Source organism: Nonomuraea africana (assembly GCF_014873535.1).
Lineage (GTDB): Bacteria > Actinomycetota > Actinomycetes > Streptosporangiales > Streptosporangiaceae > Nonomuraea > Nonomuraea africana.
Genome location: NZ_JADBEF010000001.1, coordinates 5461945 through 5477565, shown reverse-complemented (window position 1 = coordinate 5477565; position 15621 = coordinate 5461945). Strand labels below are relative to the sequence as shown.

Annotated in this window: 9 protein-coding genes; 1 reads left to right on the top strand and 8 read right to left on the bottom strand. The window is 72.8% G+C overall.

What is annotated here, in order from left to right; genetic code table 11:
• Positions 1 to 22 precede the first annotated feature (22 nt).
• The 4 genes from H4W81_RS25875 to H4W81_RS25860 form a co-directional block, all read right to left on the bottom strand.
• The gene (locus tag H4W81_RS25875) at positions 23 to 1456 is read right to left on the bottom strand and encodes a glycoside hydrolase family 3 protein (RefSeq protein WP_192777190.1); all 1434 of its coding nucleotides are present in this window, start codon (positions 1454 to 1456) and stop codon (positions 23 to 25) included.
• Positions 1457 to 1689: 233 nt separating this feature from the next.
• A complete protein-coding gene (locus H4W81_RS25870) occupies positions 1690 to 2541 on the bottom strand; it encodes a carbohydrate ABC transporter permease (RefSeq protein ID WP_192777189.1) in 852 nt (283 codons plus the stop codon).
• Positions 2538 to 3545, bottom strand: a complete 1008-nt coding sequence (locus H4W81_RS25865; protein WP_192777188.1) for a carbohydrate ABC transporter permease — start codon at positions 3543 to 3545, stop codon at positions 2538 to 2540. Before H4W81_RS25865 ends, H4W81_RS25870 begins: the two co-directional genes overlap by 4 nt.
• Before the next feature lie 2 nt (positions 3546 to 3547).
• Positions 3548 to 4879: an extracellular solute-binding protein gene (locus tag H4W81_RS25860; protein ID WP_192777187.1), complete on the bottom strand. Its 1332-nt coding sequence runs from the start codon at positions 4877 to 4879 to the stop codon at positions 3548 to 3550.
• 165 nt (positions 4880 to 5044) lie between these two features.
• Between H4W81_RS25860 and H4W81_RS25855 the strand changes: the two genes are divergently transcribed.
• A complete protein-coding gene (locus tag H4W81_RS25855; protein ID WP_192777186.1) occupies positions 5045 to 6205 on the top strand; it encodes an ROK family transcriptional regulator in 1161 nt (386 codons plus the stop codon).
• 27 nt (positions 6206 to 6232) lie between these two features.
• Here H4W81_RS25855 and H4W81_RS25850 read toward each other — a convergent pair whose 3' ends face one another.
• From H4W81_RS25850 to H4W81_RS25835, 4 genes are read right to left on the bottom strand one after another with little or no spacing between them, the layout of a single operon-like run.
• Positions 6233 to 8068, bottom strand: a complete 1836-nt coding sequence (locus H4W81_RS25850) for a N,N-dimethylformamidase beta subunit family domain-containing protein (protein WP_192777185.1) — start codon at positions 8066 to 8068, stop codon at positions 6233 to 6235.
• Positions 8065 to 9300, bottom strand: coding sequence for a condensation domain-containing protein (locus H4W81_RS25845; protein ID WP_192777184.1), 1236 nt, complete (start codon positions 9298 to 9300; stop codon positions 8065 to 8067). Before H4W81_RS25845 ends, H4W81_RS25850 begins: the two co-directional genes overlap by 4 nt.
• Positions 9297 to 9533 (bottom strand): acyl carrier protein, encoded by a 237-nt coding sequence (locus tag H4W81_RS25840; RefSeq protein WP_192777183.1) that lies wholly within the window; start codon positions 9531 to 9533, stop codon positions 9297 to 9299. Before H4W81_RS25840 ends, H4W81_RS25845 begins: the two co-directional genes overlap by 4 nt.
• Complete coding sequence (locus H4W81_RS25835; protein ID WP_192777182.1) at positions 9530 to 15445, bottom strand: non-ribosomal peptide synthetase; 5916 nt, start codon at positions 15443 to 15445, stop codon at positions 9530 to 9532. The genes H4W81_RS25840 and H4W81_RS25835 overlap by 4 nt, the downstream gene beginning before the upstream one ends.
• Positions 15446 to 15621 lie beyond the last annotated feature (176 nt).

Here is a 15621-nt window from a genome sequence, read left to right as displayed (position 1 = left end):
GCCGGGGTTCGGGGATTCCTGGTCAGGCGGTGAGGAGTTCGACGGCGGCCTGGGCGTTGGCGCGGGCGGCGCCGTACGTCGCGATGTACGCGGCGCTCTCGGGACGCCAGATCGGCAGGCCCATCTCGATCACCGTGGTGTCGGCCCGCGCCGCCACCAGGCGGGAGACGAGGGTCCTGCTCTCCTCGTAGCGATGGGCGTCCTTCACGACCACCACCAGCGAGCGTCCGATGGCGCGTTCCAGCAGCGCGTCGGCGTCGGCGTCCGACGGCTTGACCCGCACGGTCTCGGCCGAGGGCAGCGACAGCCCCCACGGGACGTCGCCGACGGCGATCGTGGGCGGGGTGTCGATCTCGATCACCAGCGGGTCGCGCAGCGCGGCGGTGGCGCCGGTGACCGTGACCGCCCTGCGGGCCGCGTCCAGGCCGACGACGCTCGCCTCGGCGGCGCCGGCCGTACCGGAGCCGAACCAGGCGCGCAGGTCGGCCACCCTGGCGGCGGCCTCCTCCAGGCGGGACAGCGGCAGCCGCCCGTCGCCCACCGCGGTCACGATCTCCGCGATGATCTGCTGGACGTCGTCGTAGGTCGGCAGCGGGCCCAGGCACAGCAGGTCGGAGCCGGCGACGAGGGTGCGGACGGCGCCGCCGGCGAGGCCGACGCTCTTGGTGATCGCGTGCATGTCGAGCGCGTCGGTGATGACCACGCCGTCGTACCCGAGCTCATCCCTGAGGAGCCCGGTCACCGCGGCGGCCGACAGCGTGGCGGGGTCGTCGCCGGTGATCACGGGAACCGCGACATGCGCGGTCATGACGGACTTCGCGCCCGCCTTGATCGCCGCCTGGAACGGCACCAGCTCGCGCTCGCGCAGCACGTCGAGCGGCACGTCGACCACAGGGACCGCCAGGTGGGAGTCCACGCGGGTGGCGCCGTGGCCGGGGAAGTGCTTGACGCAGGCGGCGACGTTCACCGACTGCAGGCCCTGGAGTGCGGCGACGGTGTGCCGGGCGACCAGGGCGGCGTCGTTGCCGAACGAACGGGTGCCGATCACCGGGTTGTCGTCGGCGGTGTTGACGTCGGCGTCGGGCGCCATGTCGAGGTTCACGCCGCATGCGGCCAGCTCGGAGCCGATCGCGCGGTAGACGCGGTGGGTCAGCTCGACGTCGTCCACGGCGCCGAGGGCGGCGTTGCCCGGGTAGGGGCTGCCGATGTGGTAGGCGAGGCGGGTGACGTCGCCGCCCTCCTCGTCCAGCGAGATGACGGGCTCTCCGGCGGCCTTCAGCGCGGCGGTGAGGGCGCTCAGCTGCGCGGGGTCGGCGACGTTGAAGCCGAAGAGCGTGACGCCGGCGATCCCGGCCTCCAGCTCGCGCAGGACCCAGTCCGGGGCGGTGGTGCCCTGGAAGGCGACGAGCAGCGTGCCGGCCGCGAGACGGCGCAGCCCCCGATCACTCTGGCTCATCTGGAAACTCCCTTGTGGCGGTCACGCCTTCCCGTGGGTCCCGGCCGGTTCCGTGGGGTGGTGGCTGGGGTCTTTCGGGGACGGAGTGAGTGTTGGCGGTCGGGCGGGCGGGGAGTCGGTACGGCTCGCGGGCCCGCTGTCCGGGATGCGAGCCGTACCCCCCGCCGGTGGGCAGGGTCGGGTACGGCCACCGCGTGGGTGTGCGGTGACCGTACGAGCACCTGGGGTGTCGGTCAGCCCTTCACGGCGCCGGCCACCAGGCCGGAGACCATGCGGCGCTGAACCAGGAGGAAGAAGATGACGACCGGGATGGTCATCAGCGTCGAGCCGGCCATGATGGCGCCCCAGTCGACGCCCTTCTGGCCGAAGAAGTACTGCAGCGCGACCGGCATCGTGTAGCCCTCTGAACTGGACATCAGGTACAGCGCGAAGACCAGGTCGTTCCAGGCGGTGATGAAGGAGAAGATGCTGGTGGCCACCAGACCGGGGGCGACGAGCGGGAAGAGCACCTTCCAGAAGGTGGTCATCCGGCTGGCGCCGTCGATCCAGGCCGCCTCCTCCAGCGTCTTGGGCACCGCGGCCACGAAGGTCCGCAGCATCCAGATGCCGAAGGGGAGGGTCACCGCCACCTGGGCGACGATGATGCCGAGCAGCTGGTCGCCGAGGCCGACGCGCCTGATCATCACAGAGAGCGGGATGAGCATGGCCTCGGAGGGCAGCATCTGCACGACCAGCAGGGTGATGAGGAAGCTCCCCCGGCCCCTGAACCTGAACCTGGCGATCGCCGTCGCCGACAGCAGCGCGAACAGCGAGCCGATCAGCACGGTGCCGAGCGCCACGATCGCGCTGTTGCGCAGGTAGAGCCAGATCGAGTTGTTGGCCACGCCCTCCGTCAGCACCCGCGAGAAGTGCTCGAGGGTGAAGCTCGTCGGGAACGGGATGAACTCGGTGGTGAAGATCTGGTCGTTGGCCTTGAAGCCGGTCGACACCATCCAGTACACGGGGAAGATCGCGTAGAGGAAGACGACGACGCCGGCGGTGTTCAGCAGGATCCTGCCGAGCCTCTTGCGCCTTGCCGGGTTCACATCTCCTCCTGCTTCACGATCTGCCTGACGTAGAACACCGTGATGATCAGCAGGATGATCGTCAGCACGATGGAGATGGCCGCGCCCGTTCCCATCTTGGGCGGCGGCTTGAAGGCCTCGGCCACGGCGTACATCGACAGGTTGAACGCCTCGCGGTTGGTCGGGCCGTTCAGCAGGATGTGCAGCTGTGTGTAGACCTTGAAGTCCCAGATGATGGACAGCACGGTCAGCACGGCGAAGACGGGCTTCAGCAGCGGCAGGGTGATCTTCCTGAACGTGCGCCACGCGCCGGAGCCGTCGACCTTGGCGGCCTCGTACAGCTCGTTGGGGATGCCCTTGAGCCCGGCCAGCACGGAGACCGCGATGAACGGGAAGCCCGCCCAGACCACGCAGAAGACCAGTACGACGTAGACGGTGAACGCGTCGTTCAGCCACGGCTCGCCGGTCCAGTCGGCCCGGCCGAAGAGCGCCTGGGACAGCCAGTCGGGCAGCAGGTTCAGCGCCCAGTTGACGATGCCGGAGTCGGCGTCGAACAGCGACCGCCAGATGGCGGCCTGGGCGACCGGCGGGATGGCCCAGGCGAACATGCAGCCGATGACCACGAACAGGGACATCTTCTTGCCGAGCTTGTGCAGCAGGACGCCGACCGCGGTGCCGACCACCAGAGTGAGGGTGACGGCGACCACGGCGAACACCACGGTGTTGCGCAGTGACGTCCAGAAGAGCTCGGTGGAGAGGATCTTCTCGAAGTTGGCCCAGCCGACCCAGTCGGCGGGCCTGCCGCGCTGCTGCGCGATGCCGAACTTCTGGAAGGAGATGATGACCAGCTGCACCATGGGGTACAGCAGGAGTCCGGCGATCACCAGCAGGCCGGGCACGAGCAGGACGTAAGGGACGGCCCAGCTGGGAAGCCCGCTGGGCCGCGCGGGCCCGCCTGGCCTCTTTCGGCGGCGCCCCGGGGCGGAGGAGCCCCCGCCCCGGGCGACCGTGGTCGTGTTCGCCATGACTACTGGTTCAGGATCTCTTCGATTTCCTTGTTGGCGTCAGCGAGAGCGGTGGTGGCGTCCTTCTTGCCCTCGATGACGGCCCTGGCCGCGTTCTGGAGCACGGCCTTGGTCTCGTTGGCCTCGGTCCAGTTCGGGTCGGCGGGGAACGCCTTGGCCTTGGCGAAGGCGCGGGCGAAGGGGCCCTGCACCGGGTCCTCGGCGAGGGCGGCCAGCGTGTCGGGGTAGATGGGAAGCAGACCGCCTTCCTTGGCGTACCGGTCGGCCCAGGTCTTGCTCGTGGCCAGCTTCAGGTACTCCTTGCCGAGATCGGCCTGCTGGGTGCTGCCCCAGAGCGCGATGTCGTTGCCGCCGAAGAAGGACGGGGCCTCGCCGCCGGACTTCGAGGGGAGCGGGAAGAAGGCGAGCTTGTCGCCCTTCAGCTTGCCCTTGGAGTCGACCTCGATGCCGGGCAGGTCCCAGCCGGCGGTGAGGTACATGCCGACCTTGTTGTTGGCGAAGCGCTTGCGGATGTCAACGGTGTTCTGGGTCAGGCGCGACTTGCCGGACAGACCCTCGGTGACCAGGCTGGTGTAGGTCTCGAAGCCCTTGGCGAAGGAGGGGTCGCTGACCTTGCCCACCCACTTGTCGCCCTCCTTGACGGCGTACTCGCCGCCCTCGGCCCAGGCGAAGGCGCCGAGCAGGTGGTTGGCGTCGGAGCCGCCGTTGAAGGCGAAGCCGTCGACGTCCGCGCCCTTCTCGGCCTGGATCTTCTTGGCCGCGGCGACGAGCTCGTCCCAGGTCTTCGGGACCTCGATCTTGAGCTCCTTGAACCAGTCGGCGCGGTAGAGGACCGCGCGCGCACCGGCGCCCCAGGGCAGGCCGTACACCTCGTTGTCGATGGTCTCGAGGCCGAAGAGGTTCTTCGGGATCGCGGCCTGGTCGCCGGCGTGGGCGATGTCGGTGATCGGCGCGAGCGCGTCCTGGCTCTGCCACAGCGGCACCTGGTCGTTGCCGATCTCGGTGACGTCGGGGCCGGTGCCGGTCGCGGCGGCCGCGAACTTGTCGTTCACCTGCGGCCACGGGATCCACTCGAGCTTGACGTCCGCGCCGGTCTGCTTCTTGAACTCGGCGTTCAGCTCTTCCATGTACTTGGCGGCGGCGGGGTTGCTGTCGCCGAGGCGCCACACGGTGAGTGTCTTGCCCGCGTACTTGGGACCGGTCTCCGCGGCGGAGGCGGAGCCGGAGGCGGCGGGCTCGGCGGTCTTGGTCGGCTCACTGGAGCCGCAGGCGGCCAGACCCAGAGCCAGGGCGGCGGTGGTCGCCGTGGCGGCCGTGATCTTCGCGATCTTCACTAGGGTTCTCCCTTCCCGGCTAACGCGTCGGGGGTTGCGCTCGTTGGGTGCCGTAGAGATCACCGAAGCCTTGATCGCCGGCCTCGGTTGACTGCTGCTAAACTAACAAGAAACTTTCTTAAAAGAAACGGGCGTTAGCGGATCGTGACGAGAGGAGGGGCGTCCATGGCGCGAAACCCCGGAACCCCGCAGTTGTTGCGCAGGCTGAACGACCGCACGGCGCTTGAACTCCTTCTGTCGGAGGGGCCACTCACCCGTGCTGAGCTGGGCGAACGCACCGGGCTCTCCAAGGTAACGGCGGGGCAGCTGTTGTCCCGACTGGAGGACAGGGGCCTGGTCGAGGTGGCCGGTCAGCGGGCCGGCGGCAGGGGTCCGCACGCCGCGCTGTACACCGTCGTTCCCTCGAGCGCGTACGTCGCCGGACTCGAGGTGCTGCCCGAGAGCATCACCGTGGGTGTGGCCGACATCACAGGTAAAATCGCGGTCGAGGTGACCGTCGACCCCTCCGACGGGCGCGATCCCGTCAAGACGGTGCGCGACGCCGTCCAGCGGGCCTGCGACACCGCCCGCATCGGCCTGTCCCAGCTGCGCGCCTTCGTCATCGGCACCAGGGGCGTGGTCGACCCGCGCACCGGCGACGTGCGCTTCTCCTACGACCTGCCGTCCTGGCACGTCGGCGTGCTGGCCAGCCTGCGCGAGCGGCTCGGCGCCTCCGTCACGATCGAGAACGACGTCAACCTGGTGGCGCTGGCCGAACACCGCTACGGCGTCGCCGCCGGGCACGACGACTTCGCCGTCATCTGGGCGGGTGTGGGGCAGGGCCTGGGCGTCATGCTCGGCGGGCGTCTGCACAGGGGCTTCACCGGCGGTGCGGGCGAGATCGGCTGGCTGCCGGTGCCGGGCGAGCCACTGCCCGTCGACGTCTCGCACCCGCAGTCGGGTTCCTTCCAACGCCTGGTCGGCCAGGAGGCGCTGGCAGGGCTGGCCGACACCTACGGCGTCACCGGGGCCTCCGCCGCCGACCAGGTCCGTACGGCCATCGCCACCGGCAACGACGCCTACCTGACGGAGGTCGCAGGACGGCTGGCCGTCGGCGTCGCCGCCATCGCCGTGGTGCTCGACCCCGGGCTGATCGTGCTGAGCGGCGACCTCGGCCGCGCGGGTGGTCCCGCCCTGGCCGAGCGGGTGGAGCAGGCCGTCGCCAAGGTGTGCCCGAGCCAGCCGCGCGTCGCCGCCACGGCGGTGGCGGGCAACCCGGTGCTGCGCGGGGCGCTGGTCGCCGCGCTGGAGCAGGCACGTGAGCAGGTCTTCTCTGACACCGTGTGAGAACCCGGCCGAGTGGCGCCACTGCTCCTACGGCGACCGCTCCTGCTTGTGACCGGTGGGGCGGATCCGGTGCCGGCGGAGCGGGTCGCCGGGCCCGGCGGTGACGAGGAGCCCGGCGTGGGCGGTGAGCGCACGGCCCGGCACGCCGGTGATGTACGCCGCCCAGTCGCGTCCCGGCACGCGGGTGCGGAGCGTGCCCGAGGCGTCGAGGGAGAACAGCCTGCCGTTCATGCCGGCCAGCGACACGGCGCCCGCCGAGAGACCGTCGGGCTCCCAGGCCCGCGCGCCGAAGGGCAGCCGCCACAGCCGTCCTTCCGCGGTCGCGACGTAGAACGCGCAGTCGGCGACCGCGAGGCCCACCGCGTCCGAGGGCGCGGGGCCGACCTCGCGCCAGTCCTCGCCCTCCCTGTACACCAGGGCGCCCGAGGACGTCACGCCGTACAGGCCGACACCCATCCCGCCCGCCGCCTCCCTGGGAACGGCCAAGGCGCGGACCTCCGAGGAGCCCGACAGCGGCTGCCAGGACAGGTTCTGCCCGCACAGCTCGCGGCACAGCAGCACGCCCGAGCCGTCCACCGCGTGGAGCGCGCGGCCCAGCACCGCCAGCGCGCGCACGTCGGCGACGGGCCCGATCGCCTCCCAGGCGGGGACGGGCGCCCCTGAGAGCCGGTCGAGGACGTTGCGGGTGACGCGCGAGACCACGGGGTCGTGCAGGGTGTTGCCCCAGTTCACGGTGGCCGCGGTGAAGACGGTGCCGAGGCCGCTGGTGAACACGCCCATGGTGGCCGCGCCGCCCTGCCCGTAGGCGCTCCAGTGCCGCAGGTCGGCGGTGGCGAGCACGACGAAGCTGGACGGCGTGCCGTCCCCGCAGGTCACCCTGGGGACGCCGCGCACCTCCTGGTACTCGGCCGCGTCGGTCTCGTAGCCCAGGCAGCCCTGGCCGAACTTGTCGCCGTCGGTCAGCCCGGTGCCCTCGAAGGCCCAGTGCGCCGCGAAGCGGGCGGTGTACGACTCCTCGAGCATGCGCGGCATGTGCTCGCCCCACGCCCCCGCGCCCGCCCTGAAGCTGACGCCGGTCAGCGTGTTCTCGGGGCGGCCCGCCGCCGACCACTCGACGGTGGCCAGGCGCGGGTCCCCGACGGGGTCGGCGAGCGGGTCGCGGTGGCAGACCATGGTGCGCCCGCCGTCCTCCAGGCGGATCTGCCACCAGGCGGTGTTGCCGGAGAAGAAGGCCACGTTGCCGCCGCGCCGGACGAACTCCTCGACGGCGTCGCGCATGCCGGCCGACCAGTACTCGTCGTGCCCGTTGACCACCAGCAGCCGGTGGCGGGAGAGCAGGTCGAGCCCGTCGTGCAGGTCGAGGTTGGCGCAGTAGGCCACCTCGTAGCCCGCGGGGCGCAACCAGCGCATCAGGCCCTCCTCCCAGCGCTCGGGCGGCGGCCCGCCGCCGGGACGGTCGAAGCTCACCGCGGCGGCGCGGGTGGGCGACTCGGTCCAGTAGACGCTCTGGTCGGGTTCGCCCGCCCTGTTGTAGGCCTGCCAGGTGGTGAACGGCACGCTGACCAGGATCGGCGCGGTCGGCTCCGCCTGCCGTACGACGAAGTGGACCTCGTTGTCGGGACAGGGCCCGCCGCCCGGCAGCGAGCGCGGCCACGGCTCGGCGGGGCCGAAGCGGGCCACGTAGAGGGAGCTCGGCCACTCGCGGGGGATCTCCAGCGACCAGCGGGCGGACGCCTGGCCCGTGTGGACGACGCGGTCGTCGGTGGCGTCGGTCACGGCCACGGGCGAGGGCCGGTCGAGCACGAACTCCAGCGTTTCGCCCTGGGCGACGGAGGTGGCCAGGGCGTAGGCGCGCACGGTCATCCGATGGCCGTCTCCACTAGCAGGGACTCCAGATCGAGCAGGTAGCGCTCGATGTCCGGCTTGGACAGGTAGCGGGTGTCGGCGGTGAGCGAGACGCCCTCGGTGGTGACGTGCACGCAGAAGCGGCAGTCGAGGCGGTCCTGGCTCAGCGGCCAGGTCAGCGTGGTCTCCCCGAGCGCCTTCTCGATCGCGGCGGGGTCGCCCGCGGCGGGCCCCGGGTCGGCGAAGCGCAGGTCGTTGAAGCAGCAGTGCGGGTGCACCCGCTCGCCGCGCCTGGCGCTCTCCGCCTCGACGATCCGGCCCCGGTCGGCGGGGTCGTGGTAGGCGCTGCGGTAGGCGCGCAGGGCGGCGGGTCCGGCCGCGCGCAGCGTCTCGGCGAAGGGGCGGCCCACCTCCTGCGTGAACAGGCCCTCCATGGCCAGCGTGCTGACGACGGCCATGGTGTCGCGTCTGAACCTGTTGCTCACGATCGGCAGCACGGAGCTGATCTCCTGGCCGGTGTGGCGGCCGGCCAGCTCGGCCACCGCCGCGAGCAGGACCGTCGAGGTGGACGCGCCATGGGCGGCGGCGATCGAGCGGACCGCCAGGTCGAGCGCGGGCGAGCGCAGCAGGGCGCGCCAGATGGGCGGGTCGGAGCCCTCGGCTGGGGCGGGGAACATGGTGGCCGGGATCCGCCGGTGCTCGCGCTCCCAGTGCGCGGCGGCGGCCGTGGCGACCCGCCGGCCCTCCTCGCCCCGCTGCCAGCGGGCCAGGTCGAGCGCCCGGGGCGCGGGCGCGGCCGGCGGCCTGCCCAGCAGCAGCATGCGCAGGTCCCGCACGGCGACCTCGGCCCCCGCGCCGTCGGCGGCCAGGTGGCAGAACAGCAGCGTGACGTGGGTGACCCGGTCGCCGTCCGTCGTCAGCCCGACCCGCAGCGGCCACTCGCGCTCGTAGTCGAACCTGGTGGCGGGCGGCGCGCCGAACGTGACGGGCAGCCGTCCCGCCCGCTCCAGCCTCTGGTACGGCTCCCGCCGCGCGCCCAGCCTGGTCCGCAGCGAGCCGTGCCGCTCGACCAGCGCCCGCACGGCCGCGAGCACCTCGGGCACGGTCCTGTCGCCGGGGACCTTCACCACTCTCTCGAAGTTGAAGTAGTGATCGTCGGGCTCGGTGTGCAGGATCGCGTCCCAGATCGCCCGCTGGCCCCACGTCAGCGGCGCGGTGCCCTCGTCGGGGCGGGCGAACTCGACGATCATCGGCCGGACAGGCGTCCGGCCAGCAGGTCCAGGTCGTCGAGTAACGCCAGGCCCTCCTCCGTGAGGTCCACCTCGACGCCGAACTCGCTCTCGATCGCGTCGATGAGCCGCATCTGGCCCACGGAGGTCAGGCCGAGCGCCGACAGCGGCACGCTCGCCGCCAAAGCCTCCTTCGCGGTCAGCGCGCCGTCGGAGGACTCCTCGACCAGCTCGGCGAGTCTTTCCTTGATCATGTCAGCTCCCTCGCGAGGCGTTCGGCCTCCTCGTCGGACATCTCGTCGAGCTCGGCCACCAGCAGGTCCTCGACCGTCCTGGCAAGTCCCGCGACCGTGGGCCTGGCGAACAGCGCGCGGATCGGGACGTCCAGGTCGATCGCGGCCCTGATCCTGGCCACCACGCGGACGGCCAGCAGGCTGTGCCCGCCCAGCGCGAAGAAGTCGTCGTGCGCCCCCGCCCGCTCCAGCTCGAGGACCTCGGCGAAGACGGCGGCGACCAGGTGCTCGGCGTCGCTGTTCGGCGCCTGGTACGCGGCCCGCCCGTCCCCCGGCTCGGGCAGCGCGGCCCTGTCCACCTTGCCGTGGGGAGTCAGGGGGAGCACGTCGAGGCGGACCCACCGGGTCGGCACCAGGTGCGGCGGGAGCGCCGCGGCCGCGTGGTCGCGCAGGTCCTCGAAGTCGGCCGCGCCCACGACGTAGCCGACCAGCACCTCGCTCCTGACCGCCACGGCCGCCGCGCCGACCTCGGGGTGGCTCGTGAGCCTGGCCTCGACCTCGCCCGGCTCGACCCGCTGGCCCCTGATCTTCAGCTGGTCGTCGAGGCGGCCGAGGAACTCCAGTTGCCCGTCGGGCCGCCATCTGACCCTGTCGCCCGTCCGGTAGACCCGCTCGGCGGTGCCGATGGCCGCCGGGCGGTCGGCCTCGGCGAAGAGGGCCCTGTCGCCGGTGAAGGGGACGAAGCGGGCCGCGGTGAGGTCGGGGCGGCCGAGGTAGCCGCCGGCCACGCCCTCCCCTCCGACGCACAACTCGCCCGGGGCGCCGGGCGGGGCGAGGCGGCCCTCGGCGTCCACCACGTAAGCGGTGGTCGCGGCGATCGGGCGGCCGATGGGCGGCAGGCCGGGGGAAGCGTCGAGCGTGGTCGCCGTGGCGATCACGGTGGTCTCGGTCGGGCCGTAGGTGTTGACCAGCCTGACGGTGTCGCCGAAGCGGGCGTGCCAGCGCGACACCGCGGCGGCGTGCGCCTGCTCGCCGCCCAGGATCACCAGGCGCAGAGTGGCGGGCCAGGCGATCGCGTCGATCTGGTCCACGAGATGGTGCCAGTAGGCCGTGGGCAGGTCGAGGACCGTCACATCATCGAGGTGGTCGGGCAGGGTGAGCGGGCCGTCCGGCAGCACGACGACGTGGGCGCCGCGAGACAGCGCGGGATAGATCTCCTCGGCGTGGGTGTCGAAGCCGAGTGAGGCGAACTGCACCACCCTGTCGTCCGGCCGCAGCTCGTACGCCTCGGCCATCCAGTCGACACGGGCCGCCAGGTTGCGGTGGCCGACGACGACGCCCTTGGGCTCGCCCGTCGAGCCCGAGGTGTACAGGACGTAGGCGGTCTCGGCGGGCGGCACGGGGGTGAGGGGCGCCGCGGGCTCGCAGGTGTAGGCGAGCGGGACGCCCTCCGGCAGCCGGTCGGCGAGGTCGAGCGAGGTGAGCGCGAGCGTCGCGCCGCTGTCGGCGAGCAGGTGCGCCAGGCGCGCGGGCGGGTGGGCGGGGTCGAGCGGCAGGTACGCGCCGCCCGCCCGCCACACCGCCAGGAGCGCGGCGACGGCGTCACCGCCCCGGCCGAGGCAGACGCCGACCAGATCGCCCCGCCGTACCCCCTTGGCCTGCAGCAGCCCGGCCAGCTCGGTGACCCGCTGGTCGAGCGCCGCGTAGTCGAGGTCGCCGACGGCGGGCCGTCCGGCGTGCTCGCGGACGGCCCTGGCCACCAGGTCGGGAACGGCCGGCAGGTCGGGGGCGGGCCGGCTCGGCGCGGGCCCCCGCCCCCACGCGCCCAGGAGGTCGAGGTCGGCGGGGGACAGGAGCCGGGGCGGCAGGCCGGGGTCTTGGCGCAGGACGCGCTCCAGCCTGCGGCCGAGCGCTTCGACGGTCTCCGCGTCGAACAGCGCGGCGTCGTAGGACAGGACCAGCAGCAGCTCGTCGGGGTCCTGCCAGGCCTCCAGCATGAGGTCGAACTTGACCTGCGCGAACCCGTGCGGGAACGGCGCCGCCTCCAGGCCCGCGAAGGCGGCGGGCGCGCGGTCCGCGTCCTGGGTGTGCAGGATGGCCATGGTCTCGAACGAGGGCGCGCGCTCCAGCGGCGCTCCTTGGTGGGCGAAGGCGTCCATGACCGTCGCGCGGGTGCGCTCCACGAGCTCGCCGAAGGTGGGCGCGCCCGTCAGGTCGCCGCGGATCACGAGCGTGTCGGCGAAGTAGCCGACGACGCCCTCCACGCCCGGACGGTCGCGGCCCGAGGTGACGGTGGCCACACAGACGTCCGTCACACCGGCCTGACCGGCGAGCACGGCCTGGTAGGCGGCCATCAGCGTCATGAACATGGTGGCGCCCCGCACGCGGCGGACCGCCTCGACCGGCAGCCTGAGCGAGTGGAAGGCGGCCTGGCGCGGCGCGTCCGTGCGCGGGCGGTCGGTGGGCAGGTTGAGTGGCCGCTGCCCGGCGAGCCGTTCCGTCCAGTAGTCGTCCGTCGAGTCCTGGCCGAGCTGCCAGCGGGCCACGTCGCCGAACTGCAGGGGCGGCTCGGGCGGCCGCTCGCCCGAGTAGAGGCGGGCCAGGTCGTCGATCAGGATGTTGAGCGACCAGCCGTCGCCGAGGATGTGGTGCAGCACCACGCACAGCACGTGGTCCTCGGGCCCGACCGGGACGAGCGTCACCCGGAACGGCGGGGCGCCCGCCAGGTCGAAGGCAGCGTTGACGCGCTCGGCCACCAGCCGCTCGGGATCGCCCGTGACGATCTCGAGGGGAACCTCGCCCGGGGGCTCGACGACGACCACGGGCGCGCCGTCCACCTCGGGAAAACGCGTGCGCAGGCTCTCGTGCCTGGCGGCCAGCGCGGTCACGGCCAGGCGCAGGGCCGTGACGTCGAGCGGGCCGCGCAGGCGGCGCACGATCCACATGTTGTAGGCGGCGTCGGCCGGGTCGAGGCGGTGCAGGAACCACAGCCGCGCCTGGGAGCGGGAGAGCGGGACGGGCGCGCCGGGCGGGCGCGGGCGCGGCCCCTCCCCGGTGGCGACGTCGGGCGCGGCGTCGAGGAAGGCGGCCAGGGCCGCGACCGTCGGCCGCACGAAGAGTTCGCGGACGGGAACCCGCCCCGGCAGGCGGGAGGTGACCACGGTGGCCAGCAACGAGTGGCCGCCGAGCGCGAAGAAGTCGTCCTCCGCGCCGACGTCCGAGACGCCGAGCACGTCGGCGAAGACCTGGGCGACCAGGCGCTCGTGCGGCGTCCGTGGGGGAGTGGAGGCGCGGGCGCCGGCGGCGCCGGGCGACGGGAGCGCCGTGCGGTCCACCTTGCCGTTGGGCGTGAGGGGCAGGGCGTCGAGCTCGACGACCACCGCGGGCACCATGTACCCGGGCAGCTGGGCGGCGGCGTGCTCGCGCAGCCCCTCGGCGGCGCCGACGACGTAGGCGACGAGCAGGTCGTCGCGGACCGCGGTGACCGCCTGCGTCACGCCGGGACAGGACTCCAGGACGGCCTCGATCTCGCCCAGCTCGACGCGGTGCCCGCGCAGCTTCACCTGGTTGTCGGTCCTGCCGAGGAACTCGAGGGTGCCGTCGGGCAGCCGGCGGACCAGGTCGCCGGTGCGGTAGACGCGCTCGCCCGCGTGCTCGACGAAGCGCTCGGCGGTCAGCTCGGGGCGGCCCAGGTAGCCGGTGGCCAGGCCGGCCCCGCCGATCAGCAGCTCACCGGGGACGCCGAGGGGCGCGTCGACGTGGACGGTCGTGTTGGCGATCGGGCGGCCGATGCTCACCCTGGCGGGGTCGGCGGGCACCTCCCACGCGGTGGACCAGATGGTCGTCTCGGTCGGGCCGTACATGTTGACGAGCCTGCCGACGCGCGCCCGCAGCTCGGCGGCGAGCTTCGGCGGCAGCGGCTCGCCGCCCGCCAGCGCGGTCAGCGGCGGCAGCTCGCCGGTGAGCAGCACCCGCCAGCCCGAGGGGGTGGCCTGGACGTGCGTGACGCCGGTGTCCGCGATCAGCCTCGACAGGGCCGCGCCGTCGCGAGCGGTGTCCGCGTCGGCGATCACCACGGTGCCGCCCGTGACGAGCGGCAGGTATAGCTCCAGCGCGGAGATGTCGAAGGAGAGCGAGGTGAGCGCGAGCCAGACGTCGGAGGGCGTGCAGCCGACCAGCGAGCGCATCGCCAGCAGGAAGTTCGTCAGCGCCCGGTGCGGGACCACCACGCCCTTGGGACGGCCGGTGGAGCCCGAGGTGTAGAGCACGTAGGCGGTGTCTCCGGGCCGCGGCCTGACGACGCGCGGCGCGCCCGAGGGGAGGTCGTCGGTCAGAACGAGCGCCGCGCCCGAGTCCTCCAGCACGTAGGAGACGCGGGCCTGCGGGTAGTCGGGGTCCACCGGCAGGTAGGCGGCGCCCGACATGGCCACGCCGAGCAGCGCGACCAGCATGCCGGGCCCCCGCGAGAGCCGGACGGCCACCAGGGAGCCCGTGCCGACGCCCCGCTCGCCGAGCGCGCCCGCCAGGGCCGCGGCCCGCTCGGTCAGCTCCCGGTAGGTTAGCGTCGTGTCGCCGCAGACCACCGCCGTCGCGTCGGGGTGCGCACGGGCCCGGTCCAGCACCAGGTCGACGAGCGTGAGCGGCGGCAGCTCGGCGGCCGTGTCGTTCCACGCGGCCAGCAGGGCCCGCTCGGCCGGCGGCGTGAGGTCCAGCTCGGCGATCGGCAGGCCGGGGCCGGCCACGACCGACGACACCAGGACGGCGTAGCGCTCCATCATGCGCTCGGCGGTGGCCCGATCGAACAGCTCCTCGCTGTAGATCGCCACCCCGAGCAGGCCGCCGTCGTCCTCGGTGTACAGGTCGAGCGACAGGTCGCAGCGCGCGGGATGCCAGCCCAGCGGGAACGGCTCGGCCTCCAGGCCGGGCAGCGGGTCGGCGATCTCGCCCTGGGTGTGCAGCGCGAACATGGTCTGGAACAGCGGGGTCCTGCTCAGGTCGCGCTGGAGGCCGAGCGCGCCCACCAGCCGCTCGAACGGCACCTCCTGGTGCGCCAGCGCCCCCAGGACCGTCTTCCTGGTGCGGCGGAGCAGCTCGGCGAAGCTCGGCTCGCCCGACAGGTCGCACCTGAGCACCAGCATCGTCGACAGGTACCCGACCACCCGCTCCAGCTCGGTGCTGGTCCTCCCGGCCGCGGGCGTGCCCACGCAGAAGTCGTCCTGCCCGCTGTGCCGCGCGAGCAGCACCTGGTAGGCCGCGAGCAGGACCATGTACGGCGTGCACCGCGCGCTCCTGGCCAGCTCCCCCACCTTCGCGACGAGCTCGGGCGGCAGCCGGAACAGCACCTCGCCGCCTGCCGTGCCGCGCTGCGGCGGACGCGGCCGGTCGGTGGCCAGCTCCAGCACCGGCGCCCCCGCCAGCCGCTCGGCCCACCACTCCTCCTCGGCCCCGAAGTCGCGCGAGGGCGGGCTGAACGGGGCAGGCGCGGCGGGGAGCGGCCTGCCCGCGTAATGGGCGGCCACCTCCTCGCGCAGCACGTTGAACGACCAGCCGTCGCCGTTGATGTGGTGCAGCACCACGCACAGGACGTGCTCGCACGGCCCGAGGGGGATGACGCTCACTCTGAAGGGCGGCTGTGCGGCCAGGTCGAAGGGGGCGTTGGTGCGCGCGGAGACCAGTTTCTCCGGCTCGCCCTCGACGACCTCGAACGCGATGCGGCCCGGCGGCTCGACGACCGCCACGGGCCGGCCGTCCACTTCGGGGAAGCGGGTGCGCAGCGCGTCGTGCCTGGCGGCGACGGCGGTGAAGGCCGCCTCCAGCCGAGTGAGGTCGAGCTCACCGCGCAGCCGGTAGGCGTAGGCGGTGTTGTACGAGGGGTCGTCAGGATCGAGCCGATGGAGGAACCACAGGCGTTCCTGGGCGTCGGAAAGCGTCACAGGCCCTTCCCCCGAATCTGGAAAGGTTCTTAACTGTTGGGGAGTCAACCACGGATCTTGACCGGCCCGCAAGGCCCGATAAACACGGGGTTTCCGCTCTTGTCACCTTCTCGTGACCGTGCCAGACTGGCGGCCGACTGAGCTGTAAGGAAAGTTTCTTATCAGTAATTTCGGGG

Coding starts and splice junctions, on each gene's coding strand:
- H4W81_RS25875 (WP_192777190.1), bottom strand. CDS start 1,456: ATGAGCCAGAGTGATCGGGGGCTGCGCCGTCTCGCGGCCGGCACGCTG.
- H4W81_RS25865 (WP_192777188.1), bottom strand. CDS start 3,545: ATGGCGAACACGACCACGGTCGCCCGGGGCGGGGGCTCCTCCGCCCCG.
- H4W81_RS25855 (WP_192777186.1), top strand. CDS start 5,045: ATGGCGCGAAACCCCGGAACCCCGCAGTTGTTGCGCAGGCTGAACGAC.
- H4W81_RS25850 (WP_192777185.1), bottom strand. CDS start 8,068: ATGACCGTGCGCGCCTACGCCCTGGCCACCTCCGTCGCCCAGGGCGAA.
- H4W81_RS25845 (WP_192777184.1), bottom strand. CDS start 9,300: ATGATCGTCGAGTTCGCCCGCCCCGACGAGGGCACCGCGCCGCTGACG.
- H4W81_RS25840 (WP_192777183.1), bottom strand. CDS start 9,533: ATGATCAAGGAAAGACTCGCCGAGCTGGTCGAGGAGTCCTCCGACGGC.